The sequence below is a fragment of the Pseudomonas eutrophicaquae genome, assembly GCF_023544715.1.
In the GTDB taxonomy this organism is placed as follows: Bacteria; Pseudomonadota; Gammaproteobacteria; order Pseudomonadales; family Pseudomonadaceae; genus Geopseudomonas.
Window position 1 is genome coordinate 35,657 of sequence record NZ_JAMJEZ010000014.1, and the last position, 21,231, is coordinate 56,887.

The window sequence follows — 21,231 nt, forward strand, 5'->3', positions numbered from 1 at the left end:
GAATCCGCGAGCCTTTTACAGGCACCAATGTCTGCTGGAAGCTGTTTTCAAAGCCTCACGAGCACAGTCCGGCGATCGGCGACGATCGCCACCGCCGCTGCCGACACACCGTCATCATGCGGGCGTAAAACTTTGAAAACAGCTTCTGGACGAAAGTCCCGGACTCCCGCATGGGACCACTGATGAGGGTAATACTGTGCTTGAAGCCTACCGCAAACACGTAGAAGAGCGTGCCGCCCAGGGCGTCGTGCCCCAGCCGCTGAACGCCGAGCAGACCGCTGCACTGGTCGAGCTGCTGAAGAACCCGCCGGCTGGCGAAGAAGAATTCCTGGTTGACCTGATCACCAACCGCGTTCCGGCGGGTGTGGATGAGGCTGCCTACGTCAAGGCGGGTTTCCTGACTGCCATCGCCAAGGGCGAAGCCAGCTCCCCGCTGATCACCAAGACCCGCGCCGTCGAGCTGCTGGGCACCATGCAGGGCGGCTACAACATCGCCACCCTGGTCGAGCTGCTGGACAACGCCGAGCTGGCCACTGTCGCCGCCGAGCAGCTCAAGCACACCCTGCTGATGTTCGATGCCTTCCACGACGTTGCCGAGCGTGCCAAGAAGGGCAACGAAGCCGCCAAGGCCGTGATGGCTTCCTGGGCTGAGGGCGAGTGGTTCACCAGCCGCCCGGCACTGGCCGAGAAGATCACCCTGACCGTGTTCAAGGTCACCGGCGAAACCAACACCGACGACCTGTCCCCGGCTCCGGATGCCTGGTCGCGCCCGGACATCCCGCTGCACGCCCTGGCCATGCTGAAGATGGCCCGTGACGGCATCAACCCGGACGTCCCGGGTTCGGTCGGCCCGATCCAGCAGATGGAAGCCCTGAAGGCCAAGGGCCATCCGGTTGCCTACGTCGGTGACGTGGTCGGTACCGGCTCCTCCCGTAAGTCCGCCACCAACTCGGTGCTGTGGTTCTTCGGTGACGACATCCCCTACGTGCCGAACAAGCGCGCTGGCGGCTTCTGCTTCGGCACCAAGATCGCCCCGATCTTCTACAACACCATGGAAGACGCCGGCGCCCTGCCGATCGAGTTCGATTGCACCAACCTGGCCATGGGCGACGTCATCGACGTGTACCCGTACGCTGGCAAGGTCTGCAAGGCCGGTACTGATGAAGTCATCACCACCTTCGAGCTGAAGACCGAAGTCCTGCTGGACGAAGTCCGTGCTGGCGGTCGTATTCCGCTGATCATCGGTCGCGGTCTGACCGAGAAGGCGCGTGCCGAGCTGGGTATGACCCCGTCCACCCTGTTCAAGAAGCCGCAAGCTCCGGCTGACAGCGGCAAGGGCTTCACCCTCGCCCAGAAGATGGTTGGCCGTGCTTGCGGTCTGGCCGAAGGCCAGGGCGTGCGTCCGGGCACCTACTGCGAGCCGAAGATGACCACCGTCGGCTCCCAGGACACCACTGGCCCGATGACCCGCGACGAGCTGAAGGACCTGGCGTGCCTGGGCTTCTCCGCCGATCTGGTGATGCAGTCCTTCTGCCACACCGCCGCCTATCCGAAGCCGATCGACGTCAAGACCCACCACACCCTGCCGGACTTCATCATGAACCGCAGCGGCGTGTCCCTGCGTCCGGGCGACGGCATCATCCACAGCTGGCTGAACCGCATGCTGCTGCCGGATACCGTCGGTACCGGTGGTGACTCGCACACCCGCTTCCCGATCGGTATTTCCTTCCCGGCCGGCTCCGGCCTGGTGGCCTTCGCCGCCGCCACCGGCGTGATGCCGCTGGACATGCCGGAATCCGTACTGGTGCGCTTCAAGGGCAAGATGCAGCCGGGGATCACCCTGCGTGACCTGGTGCATGCCATCCCCTACTACGCCATCCAGGCTGGTCTGCTGACTGTCGAGAAGAAGGGCAAGAAGAACATCTTCTCCGGCCGCATCCTCGAGATCGAAGGCCTGGACGGTCTGACCGTCGAGCAGGCGTTCGAGCTGTCCGACGCCTCGGCCGAGCGTTCGGCGGCCGGTTGCACCATCAAGCTGCCGGAAGATGCGATCGCCGAGTACCTGAAGTCGAACATCACCATGCTGCGCTGGATGATCGGCGAAGGCTACGGTGATGCTCGTACTCTGGAGCGTCGTGCCCAAGCCATGGAAGCCTGGCTGGCCAACCCGCAGCTGCTGTCCGCCGATGCCGACGCCGAGTACGCCGCTGTCATCGAAATCGACCTGAGCGAAGTCAAGGAGCCGATCCTCTGCGCGCCGAACGATCCGGATGATGCCCGTCTGCTGTCCACCGTCGCCGGTGACAAGATCGACGAAGTGTTCATCGGTTCGTGCATGACCAACATCGGTCACTTCCGCGCTGCCGGCAAGCTGCTGGACAAGGTCAAGGGTGGCATTCCGACCCGTCTGTGGCTGGCTCCGCCGACCAAGATGGATGCTCACCAGCTGACCGAGGAAGGCTACTACGGCATCTACGGCAAGGCTGGCGCGCGCATGGAAATGCCGGGCTGCTCGCTGTGCATGGGTAACCAGGCGCGCGTACAGACCGGTTCGACCGTGGTCTCCACCTCGACCCGTAACTTCCCGAACCGTCTGGGCGATGCCACCAACGTCTACCTGGCGTCGGCTGAGCTGGCTGCGGTTGCATCGATCATCGGCAAGCTGCCGACCGTCGAGGAGTACATGGAGTACGCGAAGAACATCGACAGCATGGCTGCCGATATCTATCGCTACCTGAGCTTCGACCAGATGGCCGAGTACCGCGATGCCGCGGCCAAGGCCAACATTCCGGTCATCCAGGCTTGATGCCTCGCTGATCCGGCAATGAAAAAGCCCCGCCTTCTGGCGGGGCTTTTTTGTGCGTGGCGTGGCGTACCGCAACCGCTGCCGTGAACGGCTCAGGCCGGCATCGCACCATACAGCTGCTCGACCACCTCGCGCTCGCACAGCCCTGTCCCCGGGCACATCACCGTCGCCGCGCCTGCGGCCATGGCAAAGCGCACCGCCTCGCGGGGTGTCCAGCCACGAGCCAGCGCCAGCACCAGTGCCCCGACCATGCTGTCGCCGGCGCCGACCGCACTGCGCACCGGCACCGCCAAGGCCGCAAAGCGCTCGATTCCCTCAGCATGCGCCAGCACGGCGCCCTCTTCCCCCAGCGATAGCACGATCATCCGGGCCGCACCCTGCTCGATCAACGCACGCAGTGCCTGCTCCTGCTCGGCACGCGCCTCCAGCGGCCGTCCAACCAGCGCCGCCAGCTCACTCAGGCTGGGCTTGAGCAGATCAATCCCGCCCAGCGCCACCGCCTGGCGCAAGGCCTCCCCCGAGCAGTCGAGTGCCAGACGGGCGCCCAGCTGGCGGGCCAGCGCCGCAAAGCGGGCAAAGAAGTCCGCCTGCATACCTAGCGGAAAGCTGCCACTCAGTACCAGCCAGTCCGGCTGAGGCACCGCACGGGCCATCGCCTCCAGACAGGCCTGCTGTTCGGCGGCCGTCAGCGCAGGGCCAGGCAGGACAAAGCGAAACTGCTGCCCGGTGGAGGTTTCATCGACGGTGAAGCTCTCCCGCGTATCGGCACTGATCGGGACGGTCCGTTGCGGCACCTGCAGCTCGCTGAGGATGCGCTCCAGCATGTCACCAAAGGGGCCGCCCGCCGGATAGACCGCCAACGCCTGCCCACCAAGATTGCGCACCACCCGCGCCACATTGATACCGCCACCGCCCGGATCATAGCGGGGCAGGCTGCAGCGCAGCTTGCGGGTCGGCTCGACCTGCGTCACCGCAGTGGTCAGATCCATGGCCGGGTTGAGGGTCAGGGTCACGATCTGGGGCATGACGGCTCCATAAACAGCAATAGGGTAACGAGCAGCCCCGATGGGCACGTAGCCCATCCGGGCTGAGGGGCAGATACGGCCATTTCAGCGGCTCGGCAGCGGCGAAAACTCCAGCGGCACCCAGGCATAGCCCTCGCCCTCACGCTTCACCCGCCCCACACCGGGGAACGGCAGATGGCTGCCCGCGACCAGCAGCGACTGATCGGCCGCCTCGGCCAGCACCCGGCGACGGGTCGCGATGGCCTGCGCCTTGTCGCTATCAAACTCGATGCTGACCTCCGGCAGGGCAAACTGCACGGCATGGCTGTGCACGATATCTCCCCAGAGCAGCAGCCGCTCCCCGGCCGACTCCAGCAGATAGCTGCTGTGCCCCGGCGTGTGCCCGGGGGAGGACTGGGCGCGAATGCCCGGCAGATCCAGCGCCTGCGGCTCGAACACCTGCAGACGCCCCGCCTTGGCATAGGGCGCCAGCGCCTCCTGCGGCATGCGGAAGAAGCCCTGCGCCTCGGCGGGCGACGCCGCCATCCGCGCCTTATCCAGCCAGTGATCCGCCTCGGCCTTGGGCACATAGACGCGCGCCTGCGGGAATGCCGCGCGCCCTTCAGCATCGCGCAGACCACAGACGTGATCCGGGTGCAGATGGGTCAGCAGCACGGCATCCACCTGCTCGGGGGCGTAACCGGCTGCGCGCAGGTTGGCGAGCAACTGGCCGAGCGACGGGCCGAAACAGGCCGCGGCACCACTATCGACCAGCACCAGCTGGGTGCCGGTGTGTACCAGATACGCATTGACCGCCGTCGAGACCCCTTCCGGCGCCGCCAGGAACTGGGCCGCCAGCCGCGCCTGAATGCGCTCGGCCGGTGCGCCGGCGAGCAGCGCAGCACCCAGTCGGGTCATTCCGTCATGCAGGGCGGTGACCTGCATCTGACCGACCATCAACCGGTAGACGCCCGGCACCTGAGTCTCCTGTTGGGCCGGTGGCTGCGCCGCCAGCAGCGGAGCGGTAGCGCCGAGCGCCAAGGCCAGCAGGGCCGGACGAGCATATGAGAGCAGAAAGGACATCGCAGAAACTCCATGAGCCAGAAAGCGGTGCACCGGCACCGTTGATCGTCCGGGGCTTTATGCCCGCGCCGCGGCGCGCTTGTCCAGCCTGTGGGCACCCTGCACGCCCTCAACTCTGGTTACAGAATACGGATACCTCCCCGGGTAACCGCCAATTTCCGCCCCCTGAGCGCGCACGTAGAATCGACGCCAATTTCCGCACGCAGGCCCTCACCCATGCCGCTGTCGATCGCCGCCCTGAGCCCACGCACCGCATCATCTGCCACGCCACCGGCCTCGCGTGGGCGCCTGCTGCTGAACCTGCTGCTGCTCAGCAGCCTGAGCAGCGTACTGCTGATGGCCGATGACTTCCTGCAGCAGCTGTTCACACCGGCCAACCACGCCGAACTGGAGCTGCGCTTCGTGCTGGTGGTCTTTCTGTTCAGCCTGGCGCTCTGGCTATGCGCGATGCCGCGCCTGGTCAGCGCCTTGCTGGTGATGCTGGCCGGCATGCAGCTGATCCAGCTGGGGCATGTGTCGTTCTTTGGCGAGCCCTTGAATGCCATGGACATCGCCAGCCTGTTCAGCGACTGGGCCGAGGTGCAGGAAACCGCCTGGCATAGCCTCGGCGATCACTGGAACGTGCTGCCCAGCGTGCTGCTGCCCTATGGCCTGCTGCTCTGGCTGCACCGCACCCTGCCTGCGCGGATCGCCCTGCCGCGCAGCCGCTGGGCCCTGCTGATCATCGTGCTGGTGCTGGGGGCCAAACCGTACCGGGCGACCTACCGCGACTTCAGCGCCTTCACCCCGGGGCCAACCCGCAGCGCGCTGCACAACAGCTTCAATGCCTTTACCTATTTCGGCGTGCGGCTGGCCTTCCGTGAGCAGGAAAGCCTGCCACCTGCGCCCTTCAGCCCGTACCGGATCATCGCCCAGCCCAGCCAGACCCGGCACATCTGGGTGGTGGTGGCTGACTCGCTGCGCACCGACCGTCTGCCGATGTACGGTTACTCACGCAATACCACCCCGACCCTGAATCGCCTGCATGCCAGCGGTCAATTGCTGGCACGCCCAGGAATTGCCGCCGGTGTGGCCACCGCGGTCAGCCTGCCCAACCTGCTCAATGCCATCCGCGAACCCGGACAACCGCACCTGCTGCGCCAGCAACCCCACAACCTGTTTGCCCTGGCCCGCCGCACCGGCTTCAAGACCCACTGGGTCTCTGCCCAGGAGTCCAAACTGCTCAGCCACCTTGGCCAGCGGCATCTGGATGTGTCGATCACCCGCGAGGATTACCCGCTGCGCTTTCTGGAGCGTCACGACCATACACTGATCGACTTGCTGGCCGAGCAGGGCTGGCAGTCGCCCAGTTTCGCGGTCATCAACCTGCGCACCGCGCACCTGCCTTATGAGGAAAACTACGATCAGCACGATGAGCCCGTGGCGCTCTGGCCGACCGATGCCGCACTGCCGCGCGAGGTGCGTCAGGCCAATGCCTACGACAATGCCCTGCGCTATCTCGATGATGTGCTGGAGGGCATCATCCAGCAGTTCGAGCAGCTTGAGGGCGAGCGTTACCTGCTGATCACCGGTGATCATGGCCAGCTGCTCGGCGAGGATGGGCGCTGGGGACATAACGATCTGCGCGCGGAAGTGGCCGAAGTCCCAGTCATGGTGCTGGCCCGCGAGGCACCGGCCGAGGCGCTGCATGCGCTGGAAGACAAACGCTGGATCAGTCATTACCAGGCCGCCCGCTGGACAGCGCAACGCCTGGGCTGGCACATCGACAATCCCAACCAGCGCGCCGGCGAGCACTTTGTGCAGGGCAAGCTGCTGTTTGGCGATAACCTGATCCAGCGGGTCGTGGAGACCGAACAGGGGCTGCGTTACGAAGAGCCGCGCCTGCTCAGCCGCTGGCTGCGCCAGCTGCCGGCCACCGATCAGCCACAACCACAGCTCGGCGATACGCGCAGCCCCGCGCCAGCAGCCACGCCCAATGGCTGAGCCCTGCAGGCTGCAGCAGAGGCCGGCGGGCTGGGCATTTTCGGCTCAGCCACGTGTAGTCAGGGCGTGCTGATACAGCCTGAAGGCCTGGCAGGCGGCCTCGATCACCTCGGGTACAGCCTTGGCATCAGCGCAGACCTGCGCCGCCTGCTGCAGATAAGACGGCCAGTGGCGTCCCGCCTCGGCCGTGCCCAGGAAGAGACAGGGCACCTGCTCACCCAGACGCCGCCGCACCTGCACCGCCAGCACCTCGCTGCCGAGCCGTGCGCCTTCCAGTACATAGCGCCAGCCAGTCAGTACCGGCACGCTGCATGTGGCCGGATCCAGCACAGCCTGCCACGCTTCACCCTCACCCGGCTCAGTGCATGGCGGGCAGAGAGGTGCCAGAGCCTGCAGGTCCGCCGTCAAGGCGGGTAGGCGCGGTGCATATGGCTGATTAGCCATGCCCACTCTCACCGCACCCTGCGTCAGTGCCGTCTCCAGCAGCATCTGAGGCCGGTAAAGTGCCTGCAGGGCATCGGCGTACTGTTCGATCGTGATCGCGGGGCGTAGCAGCGCCTGCAGTACGGGCTGTTGATCAAGGGCCTGATGATGCCCGCGCGTCGCCGTACGCAAGGCCTCAAGCCAGGGGGGCGTCATGCCGCTACCTCCCCCAGCAGGCGCCTCATCAACCCGCGCAGTTTGAGCAGCCTGAGCTCGGCATGGCTGGGCCAGGGCCGTGAATACCCCAGACGCCGCTCGACCCAACGCTCGAAGGAGCGGCGCGGCGCAATGGCCGACGCTCCGCCGATGATCTCGACCGGCTTATCCGGGTTACCGCCCCAGGCCACCTGCTGCACTTCCTCACTGCGGCAGAGCAGCACCCGCAAGAACCGACCGGGGCCCAGCGCCTCACGACTGGCCAGCACACCGGCCACCACCGAAAGCGGTATCCCCGGACAATCGCGCCGCAGGCTTTCCGTCACACGGGTGCTGCCCTGACCGGGCTCATCACACCAGTGACAGACCGCACGCAGGGCATCCGGCTCCAGACAGACACCGGCGCTATAGAGATGCTGGCCGTCATCGACCATCAGCCCGTCCGCCTCAAACTCCTGACACAACCAGCCACTCAGCCCGCTCAACGTGTGGGCGGCCAGCAACGGGAACGAGACCGCCGCCCTCACCCCCATGTTGCCCATGTACAGCCGATGTACCGGTGACAGGCCACGCAGATCGGTCAGTGACAGGTCAGCGCTAACCCCGTCCACGCCCAGCAGGGCGATATCGGCGGCCTCGGCATCGGGAATGCTGCGCCAGGGGTTGCGCACGTATAGCGTGCGCGCGACCTGCGGAATGTCACTGGCCGGAAAACGCAGCCCCAGATAACTGCCCGTAATCCCCTCAGCACGCACCTCACCCAGTACCTCGCCATCGCCTTCAAGCAAGAAGCGGTAATACAGCACACGATCAAAACCACTGGCCGACAACAAATGCTGCAGCAAAGTCGTGCGCGCCTGCTCCAGAGCATGTTCATCAGCAAATGCCTGCACGCGGCGCCGGCCACCGAGCGATGCAGGTAGCCTGGCATCATCGTCTATCCCCGCCGGCAGCAATTTAATCAACTGCTCGCCGCACTCACCGCGCACGGCACTCAGCAGACATTCACCGTGCGCGCCGCGAAACAGACGGGCTGCTTGCCGCGCACCGGCGGTGGCCCCCAGCGCGCTCACGGCCTCAGCCAGCGGGGCGGGCAGAGGTTGTCCCAGCAAGTGCGGGGCAGGAACCTTCAACCAGGCCTCGATATTCGCGGAAACCTGCGTGACACAGCCCTGCCGGTCGGCAATCAGCAGAGCACCATGGCCCTGAATGCAACCGCAATACTGCAACGCCTCACGCTCGCAGGCGTCGATAAATCCGTGGGTCTGGGTCATGCCACCTCCCTCTTGCATACAGGCTCTCTCCCTGCCCAGCCGCGCTGCGCGGCAATCAGGCGTCCTCGCCGTCCCCTTCAGCGCTCAAACGGCTTTCATAACTCGGCGCCGCATATATGCCCACCTCGACCGCCAAGGCCAGTACACGAGGTACATCCTCACGATAGACCAGCACCGCCTGCAGCTCATCATCCAGCGGCTCGCTGAAATCGATCAGTACGTAACCGCCTTTTTCCGGATACAGGCTGCCCAGCTGCACCTGGATGCGCCGCAGCGCGGTCAGCAGGTCGGCACGAGCCAGATCGCACGGTTTAAGCACGAAGCTGACCTGCGGCCCGAACGAGGCCTGGATCTGCCGATACAACGCCTCGGCGGTATCGGCCTGAAACAAGACGGTATCCGGCAGGCTGCCCACGATGACCCACTCCCCTAAAGGGATCGGGAAGCTGTCGTCGTAGTTGATGTCCGGATTGGCGGCCAGAAAGCCGTCGGCGTCGGCATAGGCGGCGCTGGCCTCGGCGGCAATGCGCTGGATGTCCTGCTCACTCAGGCAGCCGGAGCTGATCAGGGTGAGCAGCTCGATCAAAGAGTCGTGCATCGGGAAAATCCTGGGAAGAAATCACAGCGCGCATTGTCACCCAGAGCGCTCGCCCTCAGCAGCAAAAGATCGCCGCTGCCCGCACCGCAGCCGCCCCAGGCGCGGGGCGAGATGCCCCGCCGTAGTGCCGACTGCCCCAGAGCAGCCCACGGCGCAGGCTGCGCCTTGCGAGCAGATACGCCATAACTCATTGTTTTCAATAAAGAAATAGATTCTGGCACGCTCCGTGCTGAGTACTCAGGGAATCTTACCGGGGCGCTGTCTGCTGACCACAGGCAGCGCCTTCTCTCAGCGCAAGGAGTAACACGATGCTCAAATCCCTGACCCTCGCCCTCGGCGCCACCAGCGCCCTTATCGGCGCCAGCCTGACGCAGGCCGAAACCGTGGCCAGCCCGGTCGGCGCCTTCGAGATCAGCATGAATGCTGGCCTGGCCAGCGATTACGTGTTCCGCGGCATCTCCCAGACCCAGGGCAGTGGCGCCATCCAGGGTGGTCTGGACGTAGCCCACGAGAGCGGCCTGTATGTCGGTACCTGGGCCTCTAACGTCGACTTTGGCGGCAAGGCCTCGGTGGAGTTCGACTATTACCTGGGCTTTGCCGGCAGCCTGGGCGAGACGCTCAGTTATGATCTTGGCTGGATCAAATACGCCTACCCCGGCGAAAGCGCACTGAACTTCACGGAAACCTACGCCAGCCTCAGTGCCTACGGCGCCAGCGTAGGCGCAGCGTATTCCAGCGACGTCGGTGGTAGCGACAGCACGCTGTACAGCTACCTGGGCTATGAATACACCCTGCCCTATGAGATCGGCCTGGCCTTGCAATATGGCCGCTACGACTTCAAACAGACGACCTTCGCCAGCGGCGGCAGTGCCTACAACGACTGGTCAATCGGCTTGAGCAAGACCCTGGCCGGTCTCGACCTGGGCCTGACCTATACCGATACCGATCTCAGCAGCACCGACTGCGCAGGCTTTGTCGGCAAGAAGGACTTCTGTGACGCCAACCTGACCTTCTCGGTCAGCAAGACACTCTGAGCCGTACGGTGAAGCCGTGCCGTGGAGTCCCGGAGGGTCGGGGCTCTGCGGCGCACACCTCCTCCACCAGCAGCGTGTGCCGCTACAGAACCCGCACCAGCAGCAACCCAGCCCAGGTCGCCAACAGGCTGGCCAAGACCGTAAACCCGGCATAGCCGAGTGCCAGCGCCAGCTGGCCGCTTTCCAGCAGGCGCAGGGTATCGAGGGAGAACGACGAGAAGGTGGTCAGCCCGCCAAGAAAACCGGTGATCAGCCCGGCACGTAGCGCCAGCGGAACCTCCGGACGCAACAGAAAGGCGCCATACAGCGCACCGATCAATAGGCAACCCAGCAGGTTGACGGCCAGCGTCGCCCAGTAGAAATGCTGCGGCCAGTGGCTGCTCACCCAGTGCGCGGCGGCAAACCGCGACAGACAGCCCGTGGCGCCACCGGCGGCGACGGCCAGAATGATGCTGATCATGGCGCTCTGCGCCGGCGCGGGCTCTGCCGGTCCAGCGCGGCCAGATGGGCGAGCTTCTCGCCGATCTTCACCTCAAGCCCGCGGGGTACCGGCTGGTAATAGGTCTGCGGCGCCAACGCTTGCGGGAAGTAGTCCTCGCCAGCGGCATAGGCCTGCGGTTCATCGTGCGCGTAGCGATATTCCTCACCGTAGCCCTGCGCTTTCATCAGGGCCGTCGGCGCGTTGCGCAGGTGCAGCGGTACCTCCAGGGATCCATAGGCAGCAGCATCACGCTGCGCGGCCTTGAAGGCCTGATACACCGCGTTGCTCTTGGGCGCACAGGCCAGATAGACGATCGCCTGGGCCAGCGCCAGCTCACCTTCGGGGCTGCCCAGACGCTCCTGTACCTGCCAGGCATCCAGACACAGGCTCAGAGCGCGCGGGTCGGCATTGCCGATCTCCTCACTGGCCATACGCACCACCCGGCGCGCCAGATACAACGGATCACAGCCGCCATCGAGCATCCGGGCAAACCAGTAGAGCGCCGCATCCGGGCTGGAGCCGCGCACCGACTTGTGCAGCGCGCTGACCTGGTCGTAGAACGCCTCACCGCCCTTGTCGAAGCGCCGCCGCCCCTCACCCAGCAACCGCTCCAACAGCGCGACGCCGATGCACTCGCCATCGGCCAACAGGTCAGCAGCGTTCTCCAGCAGGTTGAGCAGCCGTCGGCCGTCGCCATCGGCCGCCTGCACCAGCAAGGTGGCCGCCGCCTCGTCCAGTTGCAGGCGCCGCTCTCCCAGCCCGCGCGGCGCTTCAAGCGCCTGGGTGAGCAGGCGGCGCAGCGCCCGCTCATCAAGCGGCTGCAGCACATACACCCGCGCCCGCGACAGCAGCGCGTTGTTCAGCTCAAAGGATGGATTCTCGGTCGTGGCACCGACAAACAGCAGGGTGCCATCCTCGACATAGGGCAGGAAGGCATCCTGCTGCGCCTTGTTGAAGCGATGCACCTCATCGACGAACAACAAGGTACGACGCCCGCAGGCCGCCTGCTGGCGCGCCACCTCCACGGCCTGGCGGATCTCCTTGACCCCCGCCAGCACCGCCGAGAGCGTCTCAAAGTGCGCATCGCCCAGTTGCGCCAGCAGGCGCGCCAGGGTGGTCTTGCCCACCCCCGGCGGCCCCCAGAAGATCATCGAGTGCAGCGCCCCCTGCTCCAGCGCCTCGCGCAAGGGCTTGCCGGGCGCCAGCAGGTGCTCCTGCCCGACATATTCCTCCAGCGTACCCGGGCGCATCCGTGCCGCCAGCGGCTGGGTGGGCGCAGGGCGCTCGAAGAGATCCATGTAGGCTCAGCGCTCCTCGATCACATCGGTGCCAGGCGGCGGCACAAAGGTGAAGCGCGCGTTATCCAGCGCCACGTTCTGCTTCACGCCGAGGAACAGGATATTGGTGCGCTGACCAATGCTGTCGATCAGCTGCATGTCATTGATCACGCCATTGCGAAACGACAGGCGCAGGGTGTCGAACAGCGTGTCGCGGGCACGGGGCTTCAGGATGAAGTCCACCACACTGCCGCCTTCCTGATAGCTGATGGTGAAGTTTTCACGGATCTTCGATACATCGCCGGAGAGCAGCAGCGCCGGCGTGTGGGTCAGGCGCTGATCCAGCGCCTGGATGGTCACCTGCTCCAGATCTGGGTCGTACAGCCAGACCTTCTCGCCATTGGAGACCAGCAGCTGCTCCATCGGCGCATCGGTATGCCAGCGCAGCAGCCCTGGGCGCTTGAGCTCCATCTCGCCATTGGCTTCCTGCAGCTGGGTGCCCGAACCATCCAAGGTCAGCTGGGAGAAGCGCCCACTCAGGGTCTGGGCCTGGCCCAGCAGGGTGGTCAGCCGCTGTACCGCGCGGCTGTCATCCTCCGCCTGAACCAGACCAGCGCCCAGGGTCAGGGCTCCCAGCAATACCATTCGAATTAGACGCATAGAGCCTCGCTCAGTCGCGCAACGGGGCGGGTGCGATCACCTCGCGCGAGCCGTTGCTATTCATGGACGTCACCACACCGGCCATTTCCATGGCCTCGATCATCCGTGCGGCGCGGTTGTAGCCGATCTTCAGCTTGCGCTGTACGGCGGAAATCGATGCCCGGCGGCTTTCGGTGACAAAGCGTACCGCCTCGTCATACAGCGGGTCTTCCTCGCTGCCCTCGCCCCCCTCGCCGCCGGTCGAATCATAGGATCCGCCGCTGCCCTCATCGGTTCCCGCCAGGATGTCCTCGATGTAATCGGGCGCACCGCGCATTTTCCAGGCTTCGACGGTGCGGTGTACCTCGTCGTCGGAGACGAAGGCGCCATGCACGCGAATCGGCAGCCCGGTGCCGGGCGGCAGATAGAGCATGTCACCGTGCCCGAGCAGCTGCTCGGCACCGCCCTGATCGAGGATGGTGCGCGAGTCGATCTTGCTGGAGACCTGGAACGCGATCCGGGTCGGAATATTGGCCTTGATCAGACCAGTGATCACATCCACCGAGGGGCGCTGGGTAGCGAGGATCAGGTGAATACCGGCGGCCCGTGCCTTCTGGGCGATCCGCGCGATCAGCTCTTCGACCTTCTTGCCGACGATCATCATCATGTCGGCAAATTCATCGACCACCACCACGATGGTCGGCAGGGCCTTGAGCGGCGGCGGCATGTCGTCCGGGCTCTCACGCCGGAACAGCGGATCACCGAGCGGCATGCCGGCTTCTTCGGCATCACGCACCTTGCGGTTGAAGCCGGCGAGGTTACGCACGCCCATCGCCGCCATCAGCTTGTAGCGGCGATCCATCTCGGCGACGCTCCAGCGCAGCGCGTTGGCGGCCTCCTTCATGTCGGTGACCACCGGGCAGAGCAGGTGCGGGATACCTTCGTAGATCGACAGCTCGAGCATCTTCGGGTCGATCATGATCAGGCGCACCTGCTCGGGCGTCGATTTGTAGAGGATCGACAACAGCATGGCGTTGACACCCACCGACTTGCCCGAACCGGTGGTGCCGGCGACCAGCAGGTGCGGCATGCGCGCGAGATCCGCCGTGACTGGATGCCCACCGATGTCATGCCCGAGGGCGATGGTGACCACCGACTTGGCCTCCTCGAACTCGGGGGTGGTCAGCACCTCGGAGAAGCGCACGATCTGGCGGTTCTCGTTGGGCACCTCGATGCCCACCGTGGTCTTACCGGGAATCACCTCGACCACCCGCACGCTGATCACCGCCATCGAGCGGGCCAGGTCCTTGGCCAGGTTGGTGATGCGACTGACCTTGATGCCGGGCGCGAGCTGGATCTCGAAGCGGGTGATCACCGGCCCCGGATGCGCGGACACCACCTGCACCTCGACGCCAAACTCCTTGAGCTTGACCTCCAAGAGGCGCGACATCGACTCCAGAGCCTCGGGGGAGAAGCTGTTGGATTTGGCCTGCGGGGGATCCAGCAGCGACAGCGGCGGCAAGGTGCCGGCCAGCCCTTCATCGACCACGACCGGAGCGACACCGGGATAGATGCTAGTGGTCGGCCGCACAGGGCGAGGGGCCGTCTGCGCCGGAGCGACCGGAGCCGCAGCCTGTGCCGGCGCCGCCACGGGCGCCGCGACCGGAGCGGCAGGGGGCGTCCAGCTGGGCGCCGGGCTGACTGGCGCAGGCGCTGCAGCCGGCACAGGTGCGGTGGCCGGCGCGGGTGCTGAGGTGGGCAGATCGAAGGGCAGATCGTCGTCCTCATCGTCCAGCGGCTCACTCTCCGGCAGCGGCTGGCGAGGGGCCGGGCTGATGGTGAGCGGCGGCACACTGGGCGCAGCCACAGCCGCAGGCGGCGGCGTGACAGAGGGCGCAACCGTGGGCGCGGGTGCAACAGGTGCAACAGGTGCAACAGGTGCAACAGGTGCAACAGGTGCAACAGGTGCAACAGGTGCAACAGGTGCAACAGGCTCGGCTGGCCGGGGTTGGGGCGTCAAGGTCTGAGCGGGTGCGGTGCGCGGCGGCTCGGCCGGACCGAAGGACTCATCCTCCAGCCAGTCGGCCAAATCATCCTCGAATACCGGCTCGCGGCGCAGGGCAGGCTCTGTTGTAGCCATAGCCCGCTGCGGCGCTTTCGAGACCACCGCCGCCAGGCTCGCCCCGGCACCCGCAACAGCACCAACCGCGCTGCGCCCGGCACTGGATACCTGCCGCAGCGCACCGGACAACGGACTCGCCGCCTGCGCCACACGCGCCGCCCATCCGGCAGAAGGCTCACGCTGGGCCGGCGCTTCAGGCTCGGGCGCCGAAGCCGCCCTGCCCTGCACCGGTTTGACGCTGGGTGCCGGGCGGCGGCTGGCCGCTTGTGCGGCCTGCTCATCCGCCTCGCGCAGTTTGAGGCGCAACAGGCGCTGCTCACGGCGCGCCGCCCACCAGCGGCTGAGCAGCCCTTGCAGAATCTCCACGAAATCCAGGGTCACCTTGCCAGTCAGATCCATCAGCCGCAGCCAGGGCAGCCGGCTGTACATCGTCCAGCCCAGCGCAAACACTGCAATGAACAGCAGCGTGCCGCCCTGCACGTTGAGGGCCTGCACCGTCCACTCACCGAACATCTTGCCCAGGATGCCCCCCGCAGAGGCCTGCGGATTGTCCTCCAGGGACTCGAACTGGATCGCCGACAGCACGGTCGTCGCCAGCAGCAAGAAGCCGCCGCCCAGCGCACGCCAGGCGATCAGCGCGAGATTCCACTGCAGCGGCTCATGACGGGTAAAGAACAGCTCCAGCTGCTTGATCAGCAGCAGAACCGGCAGCGCGTAGGCGCCATAACCCAGCACCACAAAGCACAGACTGGCGGTCCAGGCACCCATGCGACCGGCCGCGTTCTGCACCTGCACGGCACTGGTGGCCATGTCATAGCCCGGATCCTGAGGGGTATAGCTGAACAGGGCCATGCACAGGTAGACCAGCAGCATGGCCAGCCCGATCATCAGCACTTCCCGCACGCGATAGGTCAGGCGCGGCGCGGCGGAAGCCGCCGGACGACCGGCCGGGGTGCGCGTCGCGGCGCTGCGAGTACGGTTCTTTGCAGTGTTGGCGGAGGTTTTCAAAACGGCTTCTTTCCTGCGCACATCCGGCGCCATCGACTCATGAACGGGCTCTATTGTAAGCCTTTGGTCGAAGGATGCCATGCGCGGCTGGCATTCGCGGGTTTTGCCGCCTGCCAGACAGCGGTGTAGCATGCCGCGCACTACGACATGCCGCCCGGACGGCATGTCCCGATCGATGGCTCAGGCTTGTGGAGTTCCAGCTAATGACTGCAAACAAACATTCGCGACTGATCATCCTGGGCTCAGGCCCGGCCGGCTACACCGCTGCGGTCTACGCGGCGCGCGCCAACCTCAAGCCGCTGCTGATCACAGGCCTTCAGGCTGGCGGCCAGCTGACCACCACCACCGAGGTCGACAACTGGCCCGGTGATGTCGAAGGCCTGACCGGGCCGGCCCTGATGGAGCGCATGCAAAAACACGCCGAGCGCTTTGCCACCGAGATCGTCTACGACCACATCCACACCGCCGAGCTGACCCAGCGCCCCTTCGTGCTCAAGGGTGACAGCGGCACTTACAGCTGCGATGCGCTGATCATCGCCACCGGCGCCTCGGCGCAGTACCTTGGCCTGCCGTCCGAGGAAGCCTTCATGGGGCGTGGTGTGTCCGCCTGCGCCACCTGCGACGGGTTCTTCTACCGCAATCAGGTGGTCTGCGTGATCGGCGGTGGCAACACCGCGGTCGAGGAAGCGTTGTACCTGTCGAACATCGCCCGCGAAGTGCACCTGATCCACCGCCGCGACAAGCTGCGCGCCGAGAAAATCCTGCAGGACAAGCTGCTGGACAAGGCCGCCAACGGCAATATCCGCCTGCACTGGAACCACAGCCTCGATGAGGTGCTGGGTGATGCCAGCGGCGTCATCGGCGTGCGCATCAAGGATGTGAACAGTGGCGAAACCCGCGAGCTGGCGCTGAGCGGCGTGTTTGTTGCCATCGGCCACAAGCCCAATACCGACCTGTTCGCCGGCCAGCTGGAGATGCGTGACGGCTACCTCAAGGTCCAGAGCGGCAGCGAGGGCAATGCCACGGCCACCAGCATCGAGGGCGTATTTGCCGCCGGCGATGTGGCGGACCAGATCTACCGTCAGGCGATCACCTCGGCCGGCGCCGGCTGCATGGCCGCCCTCGATGCCGAACGCTACCTCGACCAGTAAGGTATGGCGGGCCTCACGGCCTGCTCTCCCCCATGCTCAGCTGGCTTGATCGCACTTCTCTGGAGTTTCCGCCTCTGGCCCGTGCCTTGCGCGAGCCAGATGGCCTGCTGGCTGCCGGTGGCGATCTCTCGCCCGAGCGGCTGCTCGCCGCCTACCGGCATGGCTGCTTCCCCTGGTTCAGCGCCGGGCAACCGATCCTCTGGTGGTCACCCGATCCACGCATGGTGCTGTTCCCGGAGGAGCTGCATGTCTCGCACAGCCTGCGCAAGCTCCTGCGCCAGCAGCGTTTTGAGATCCGTCTTGATCATGATTTTGCGGCGGTCATCAAGGCCTGCGCCGAGCCTCGCGCGTATGCCGAGGGCACCTGGATCACCCCGGCGATGCAGGCGGCGTATCTGGAATTGCACCGCCAGGGCATCGCGCACTCGGTGGAAGCCTGGCAGGACGGTGAACTGGTCGGCGGCCTCTATGGCCTGGCGCTGGGCCGGCTGTTCTTTGGGGAATCGATGTTCAGTCGTCGCAGCAATGCCTCCAAGGTGGCGTTCGTCAGCCTCGTCGAGCGCCTGCGCGATGCCGGTTTTGTACTGATCGACTGCCAGATGCACACCGAACACCTGCAGCGCCTGGGCGCCCGTCCGATCCCGCGCCCGGTGTTTGCCGACTACCTGCAGCGCTACCGCGATGTACCGGGGCCCAGTCCCTGGCCGGTATCGCTCCCTGCAACACCTCCAACGGACGCCGACTGAATGCACGCGATCCAGGCGCTGCGCTTTTATGTCTCGACCGCGCACCCCTGCAGCTACCTGCCAGGGCAGCAGGCCAGCACGCTGTTCGTTGATCCGCAGCATGCGGTGGATGCCGAGCAGTACGCCTATCTTTCCGAGCTGGGGTTTCGGCGCAGCGGCCGGCACATCTACCGCCCCCACTGCAAAAGCTGTCAGGCCTGCATCCCGCTGCGCGTTCCGGTTGAGCGCTTTCGGCCCAGCCGCCAGCAGCGACGCATCCTGCAGCGCAATCAGGATCTTAACGTCCGCTGGGTGCCGCTGCGCTGGCAGGATGAGCACTATGCGCTGTACGCCCGCTACATCGAGCAGCGCCATCGCGATGGCGATATGTACCCCCCCAGTCCCGAGCAGTTTCGCGGCTTTCTGCTGGAGGACAGCGGCTTCAGCCAGCTGATCGAGTTTCGCCTCACCGGCCGCCTACTGGCCGTGGCGCTCTGTGACCAGCTCGAGAATGGCCTCTCGGCGGTCTATACCTTTTTCGATCCGGATGAAAATGCTCGCAGCCTCGGACGCTTTGCCGTGCTCTGGCAGATCCAGGAGGCACAGCAGCTGGGACTGCCTGCGGTGTACCTCGGCTACTGGATCGAGGGCTGCCGCAAGATGAGCTACAAGTGCGAATACCGCCCCTTCGAGCTGTACCTTGAGCAGCACTGGCACTGCTTCGATGAGCGCTACACGCCGCCCGAACAGGACGCCGTTCACGGAATCTGAAGCCGCCTGCCAGCATTCCCGCAGCCCGTCCGAAAAACGCCCGTATCCTGAAGCAGTCCATCCTGCGCGGCTGTGCAGGCCGGCAGGCATTTGTTATTTTTCAGGTAGGGCAAGGACTTAGCGCCTTCGCGTCTTTATCGGGCACTGCAGAGGTTTTTCAGTTGATCAAACTGCTTCTGGTTGATGACCACGACCTGGTACGCACCGGCATGCGCCACATGCTGGCGGATGTGGAGGGGGTCAGCGTGGTGGGCGAAGCTGCCTCGGGTGAAGCGGCGCTACAACAGGTGCGGACCTTGCAGCCGGATCTGGTGATGATGGATCTGCGCATGCCAGGCATCGGCGGCATGGAGGCCACCAAGCGCATCCTACTCAGCCATCCGAAAACCAAGGTAATCGTAGTGACGGTCTGCGAAGAGGAGCCCTTCCCTTCGCGCCTATTGGAGATCGGTGCGTCCGGCTATCTGACCAAGGGGGCCGACCTGGAGGAGATGATTACCGCCATTCGCAAGGTCCACGCTGGCCAGCATTTCCTGAGCGCCTGCATTGCCCAGAAGCTGGCCATATTGAAGATCATGCCGCAGCCTACGGCGCCCTTCAGCCAGCTGTCGGAGCGAGAGTTGCAGATCGCGCAAATGGTCGCCAACGGGCTGGCTATCCAGGAAATCTCCGACTGCCTGAACCTGTCGCCCAAGACTGTCAACACCTACCGCTACCGCCTGTTTGAGAAGCTCGGCATCAACAGCGATGTGCAGCTGACCCGGATGGCCCTGCGCCATGGGATTGTCGATGCCGGTGACTGAAGCCCTGCCCGCAGCGGCCTTTGACAGCAGCGCCTTTCTGGCCAGTTGCGCCACGCACCCTGGCGTCTACCGCATGTACGATGCGGCCGAGCGGTTGCTGTACGTCGGCAAGGCCGTCAACCTGAAAAAGCGCCTGGCCAGCTATTTTCGCCAGAGCGGCCTTGCGCCGAAAACCGCAGCGCTGGTGGCGCGGATCGCCCACATCGAGCTGACCGTCACCGCCAGCGAGACCGAGGCCCTGCTGCTGGAGCAGACGCTGATCAAGCAGTGGCGCCCGCCGTACAACATCCTGCTGCGTGACGACAAATCCTACCCCTACGTATTCCTGTCCGCCGATGACTTCCCGCGCCTCGACATCCATCGCGGCAGCAAGCGCGCCCCGGGGCGCTACTTTGGCCCCTACCCCAGTGGACTGGCCATCCGCGAGAGCCTCAACCTGCTGCAGAAAACCTTTCAGGTTCGCCAGTGCGAGGAAAGCTACTACCAGAACCGCAGCCGCCCGTGCCTTCAATATCAGATCAAACGCTGCAAGGCACCCTGTGTGGGATTGGTCAGCGCTGAGGAATACGCCGAGGATGTACGCCATTCGGTAATGTTCCTTGAAGGGCGCAGCAGTCAGCTGACTCGTGAGCTGGCCAGTGCCATGGAGCAGGCCGCTCAGCGCCTGGACTTTGAACGGGCCGCGCAACTGCGTGACCAGATCGCCCCGCTGCGCCGCGTCCAGGAACAGCAAAGCATGGAGGGTGGCAGCGGTGATGTGGATGTGATCGCCGCGCTGGTCACACCCGGTGGCGCCTGCGTCAACCTGATCACCGTGCGTGGCGGGCGAGTGCTAGGCAGCAAGAGCTTTTACCCGCAGGTAGGAATCGAGGCGGGGCCGGCAGATGTGCTGATGGCCTTCCTCGCCCAGTACTACCTGGGGAGTGCCGAGCGCGATCTGCCAAGCGAGCTGATCGTCAATACGCCCCACGATGACTTCCCTGCCCTGCTGGCCGCCGTCAGCGAGGTCCGTCAGCGCCAGCTGAGCATCAGCCACCGGGTGCGCGGTACCCGGGCCCGCTGGCAGCAACTGGCCGTCACCAACGCCGAGCAAGCTCTCAATGCCCGCCTGGCGAATCGTGAGCAGATTACCCAGCGCCTTCAGGCCCTGGGGGACGCGCTGGGGCTGCGCGAGCCGCCCAAGCGCCTCGAGTGCTTTGATATCAGCCACTCCAGTGGCGAGGCGACCGTCGCCTCCTGCGTGGTCTTTGGCCCCGAGGGTGCGCTCAAATCCGATTACCGGCGCTTCAATATCGAAAATATCGCCGCCGGCGATGACTATGCGGCCATGCATCAGGCCCTGACTCGCCGCTTCCGCCGCTTGAAGGCGGGCGAAGGTAAGATGCCGGATATCCTGCTGGTTGACGGCGGCAAGGGGCAGCTCAACATGGCCCGCGAAGTGCTGCGCGAGCTGGGGGTGGTTGATGTGGTGTTGCTGGGAGTGGCCAAAGGCAGCACCCGCAAACCGGGCCTTGAAACCCTGTACCTGGAGAGCGCCGACCAGGAGTTCACCCTGCCCGGTCACTCGCCGGCCCTGCATCTGATCCAGCAGATTCGTGATGAGGCACATCGGTTTGCCATCACCGGCCACCGCGCCCGACGCGGCAAGGCACGCACTACCTCAAGCCTTGAGGATGTTCCAGGTGTCGGCCCGAAACGACGCCGCGAACTGCTCAAGCATTTTGGCGGACTACAGGAGCTCAGCCGCGCCAGCGCCGAGGAAATTGCCCGCGCGCCAGGGATCAGCAAAAAGCTCGCCGATGCGATTTATGCAACCCTGCACAGTGAGTAGAA

At 65.2% G+C, this 21,231-nt stretch carries 17 protein-coding genes; 8 read left to right on the forward strand and 9 right to left on the reverse strand.

What is annotated here, in order from left to right; genetic code table 11:
- Positions 1-196: 196 nt before the first annotated feature.
- A complete protein-coding gene (gene acnB, locus MXC11_RS08130; RefSeq protein WP_250007658.1) occupies positions 197-2,806 on the forward strand; it encodes a bifunctional aconitate hydratase 2/2-methylisocitrate dehydratase in 2,610 nt (869 codons plus the stop codon).
- A 92-nt stretch (positions 2,807-2,898) separates the two neighbouring features.
- Here the strand turns inward: acnB and MXC11_RS08135 are convergent, their stop codons facing one another.
- Together MXC11_RS08135 and MXC11_RS08140 are read right to left on the reverse strand one after the other, a co-directional pair.
- Positions 2,899-3,831, reverse strand: coding sequence for a 1-phosphofructokinase family hexose kinase (locus tag MXC11_RS08135; protein WP_250007665.1), 933 nt, complete (start codon positions 3,829-3,831; stop codon positions 2,899-2,901).
- Positions 3,832-3,915: 84 nt separating this feature from the next.
- Positions 3,916-4,893, reverse strand: a complete 978-nt coding sequence (locus tag MXC11_RS08140) for an MBL fold metallo-hydrolase (protein ID WP_250007671.1) — start codon at positions 4,891-4,893, stop codon at positions 3,916-3,918.
- A 216-nt stretch (positions 4,894-5,109) separates the two neighbouring features.
- On the opposite strand from MXC11_RS08140, the gene MXC11_RS08145 reads away from it, so the two are divergent.
- Complete coding sequence (locus MXC11_RS08145; protein WP_250007678.1) at positions 5,110-6,876, forward strand: sulfatase-like hydrolase/transferase; 1,767 nt, start codon at positions 5,110-5,112, stop codon at positions 6,874-6,876.
- A 45-nt stretch (positions 6,877-6,921) separates the two neighbouring features.
- On the opposite strand, the gene MXC11_RS08150 is transcribed toward MXC11_RS08145, so the two are convergent.
- Genes MXC11_RS08150 through MXC11_RS08160 form a run of 3 tightly spaced genes read right to left on the reverse strand, consistent with a single transcriptional unit; the run spans position 6,922 to position 9,387 of the window.
- Positions 6,922-7,515 carry a biliverdin-producing heme oxygenase gene (locus MXC11_RS08150; RefSeq protein WP_250007682.1) on the reverse strand — a complete coding sequence of 198 codons (594 nt, stop codon included), beginning with the start codon at positions 7,513-7,515 and terminating at the stop codon, positions 6,922-6,924.
- Entirely contained in the window at positions 7,512-8,789 is a 1,278-nt protein-coding gene (locus tag MXC11_RS08155; RefSeq protein ID WP_250007688.1) for a phytochrome family protein, read from the reverse strand. Before MXC11_RS08155 ends, MXC11_RS08150 begins: the two co-directional genes overlap by 4 nt.
- A 55-nt stretch (positions 8,790-8,844) precedes the next feature.
- Complete coding sequence (locus tag MXC11_RS08160; RefSeq protein WP_250007692.1) at positions 8,845-9,387, reverse strand: hypothetical protein; 543 nt, start codon at positions 9,385-9,387, stop codon at positions 8,845-8,847.
- Between the two features lie 308 nt (positions 9,388-9,695).
- Between MXC11_RS08160 and MXC11_RS08165 the strand changes: the two genes are divergently transcribed.
- Complete coding sequence (locus MXC11_RS08165) at positions 9,696-10,421, forward strand: TorF family putative porin (RefSeq protein ID WP_250007709.1); 726 nt, start codon at positions 9,696-9,698, stop codon at positions 10,419-10,421.
- A gap of 82 nt (positions 10,422-10,503) precedes the next feature.
- On the opposite strand, the gene crcB is transcribed toward MXC11_RS08165, so the two are convergent.
- Genes crcB through MXC11_RS08185 form a run of 4 tightly spaced genes read right to left on the reverse strand, consistent with a single transcriptional unit; the run spans position 10,504 to position 15,948 of the window.
- On the reverse strand, positions 10,504-10,881 hold the full coding sequence (crcB, locus tag MXC11_RS08170; RefSeq protein WP_250007716.1) for a fluoride efflux transporter CrcB: 378 nt from the start codon (positions 10,879-10,881) through the stop codon (positions 10,504-10,506).
- Positions 10,878-12,200 carry a replication-associated recombination protein A gene (locus tag MXC11_RS08175; RefSeq protein WP_250007725.1) on the reverse strand — a complete coding sequence of 441 codons (1,323 nt, stop codon included), beginning with the start codon at positions 12,198-12,200 and terminating at the stop codon, positions 10,878-10,880. The genes crcB and MXC11_RS08175 overlap by 4 nt, the downstream gene beginning before the upstream one ends.
- A 6-nt stretch (positions 12,201-12,206) precedes the next feature.
- On the reverse strand, positions 12,207-12,839 hold the full coding sequence (gene lolA, locus MXC11_RS08180; RefSeq protein WP_250007743.1) for an outer membrane lipoprotein periplasmic chaperone LolA: 633 nt from the start codon (positions 12,837-12,839) through the stop codon (positions 12,207-12,209).
- A gap of 10 nt (positions 12,840-12,849) precedes the next feature.
- Positions 12,850-15,948, reverse strand: a complete 3,099-nt coding sequence (locus MXC11_RS08185) for a DNA translocase FtsK (protein ID WP_284060447.1) — start codon at positions 15,946-15,948, stop codon at positions 12,850-12,852.
- 203 nt (positions 15,949-16,151) lie between these two features.
- Here MXC11_RS08185 and trxB point away from each other — a divergent pair, with 203 nt between their 5' ends.
- From trxB to uvrC, 5 genes are all read left to right on the forward strand, one after another.
- Entirely contained in the window at positions 16,152-17,099 is a 948-nt protein-coding gene (gene trxB / locus MXC11_RS08190; RefSeq protein ID WP_250007750.1) for a thioredoxin-disulfide reductase, read from the forward strand.
- A 32-nt stretch (positions 17,100-17,131) separates the two neighbouring features.
- The gene (aat, locus tag MXC11_RS08195; RefSeq protein ID WP_250007770.1) at positions 17,132-17,845 is read left to right on the forward strand and encodes a leucyl/phenylalanyl-tRNA--protein transferase; all 714 of its coding nucleotides are present in this window, start codon (positions 17,132-17,134) and stop codon (positions 17,843-17,845) included.
- Positions 17,846-18,595 (forward strand): arginyltransferase, encoded by a 750-nt coding sequence (locus MXC11_RS08200; RefSeq protein ID WP_250007780.1) that lies wholly within the window; start codon positions 17,846-17,848, stop codon positions 18,593-18,595.
- A 161-nt stretch (positions 18,596-18,756) separates the two neighbouring features.
- Entirely contained in the window at positions 18,757-19,398 is a 642-nt protein-coding gene (gene uvrY, locus MXC11_RS08205; protein WP_250007787.1) for a UvrY/SirA/GacA family response regulator transcription factor, read from the forward strand.
- Positions 19,385-21,229 (forward strand): excinuclease ABC subunit UvrC, encoded by a 1,845-nt coding sequence (gene uvrC, locus MXC11_RS08210; RefSeq protein WP_250007796.1) that lies wholly within the window; start codon positions 19,385-19,387, stop codon positions 21,227-21,229. Before uvrY ends, uvrC begins: the two co-directional genes overlap by 14 nt.
- Positions 21,230-21,231 lie beyond the last annotated feature (2 nt).

What these genes read in the sequence shown, in the direction of transcription:
- MXC11_RS08135 (WP_250007665.1), bottom strand. Translation starts at nt 3,831, where the DNA reads ATGCCCCAGATCGTGACCCTGACCCTCAACCCGGCCATGGATCTGACC.
- MXC11_RS08140 (WP_250007671.1), bottom strand. Translation starts at nt 4,893, where the DNA reads ATGTCCTTTCTGCTCTCATATGCTCGTCCGGCCCTGCTGGCCTTGGCG.
- MXC11_RS08145 (WP_250007678.1), top strand. Translation starts at nt 5,110, where the DNA reads ATGCCGCTGTCGATCGCCGCCCTGAGCCCACGCACCGCATCATCTGCC.
- MXC11_RS08150 (WP_250007682.1), bottom strand. Translation starts at nt 7,515, where the DNA reads ATGACGCCCCCCTGGCTTGAGGCCTTGCGTACGGCGACGCGCGGGCAT.
- MXC11_RS08155 (WP_250007688.1), bottom strand. Translation starts at nt 8,789, where the DNA reads ATGACCCAGACCCACGGATTTATCGACGCCTGCGAGCGTGAGGCGTTG.
- MXC11_RS08160 (WP_250007692.1), bottom strand. Translation starts at nt 9,387, where the DNA reads ATGCACGACTCTTTGATCGAGCTGCTCACCCTGATCAGCTCCGGCTGC.
- MXC11_RS08165 (WP_250007709.1), top strand. Translation starts at nt 9,696, where the DNA reads ATGCTCAAATCCCTGACCCTCGCCCTCGGCGCCACCAGCGCCCTTATC.
- crcB (WP_250007716.1), bottom strand. Translation starts at nt 10,881, where the DNA reads ATGATCAGCATCATTCTGGCCGTCGCCGCCGGTGGCGCCACGGGCTGT.
- MXC11_RS08175 (WP_250007725.1), bottom strand. Translation starts at nt 12,200, where the DNA reads ATGGATCTCTTCGAGCGCCCTGCGCCCACCCAGCCGCTGGCGGCACGG.
- lolA (WP_250007743.1), bottom strand. Translation starts at nt 12,839, where the DNA reads ATGCGTCTAATTCGAATGGTATTGCTGGGAGCCCTGACCCTGGGCGCT.
- trxB (WP_250007750.1), top strand. Translation starts at nt 16,152, where the DNA reads ATGACTGCAAACAAACATTCGCGACTGATCATCCTGGGCTCAGGCCCG.
- aat (WP_250007770.1), top strand. Translation starts at nt 17,132, where the DNA reads ATGCTCAGCTGGCTTGATCGCACTTCTCTGGAGTTTCCGCCTCTGGCC.
- MXC11_RS08200 (WP_250007780.1), top strand. Translation starts at nt 17,846, where the DNA reads ATGCACGCGATCCAGGCGCTGCGCTTTTATGTCTCGACCGCGCACCCC.
- uvrC (WP_250007796.1), top strand. Translation starts at nt 19,385, where the DNA reads ATGCCGGTGACTGAAGCCCTGCCCGCAGCGGCCTTTGACAGCAGCGCC.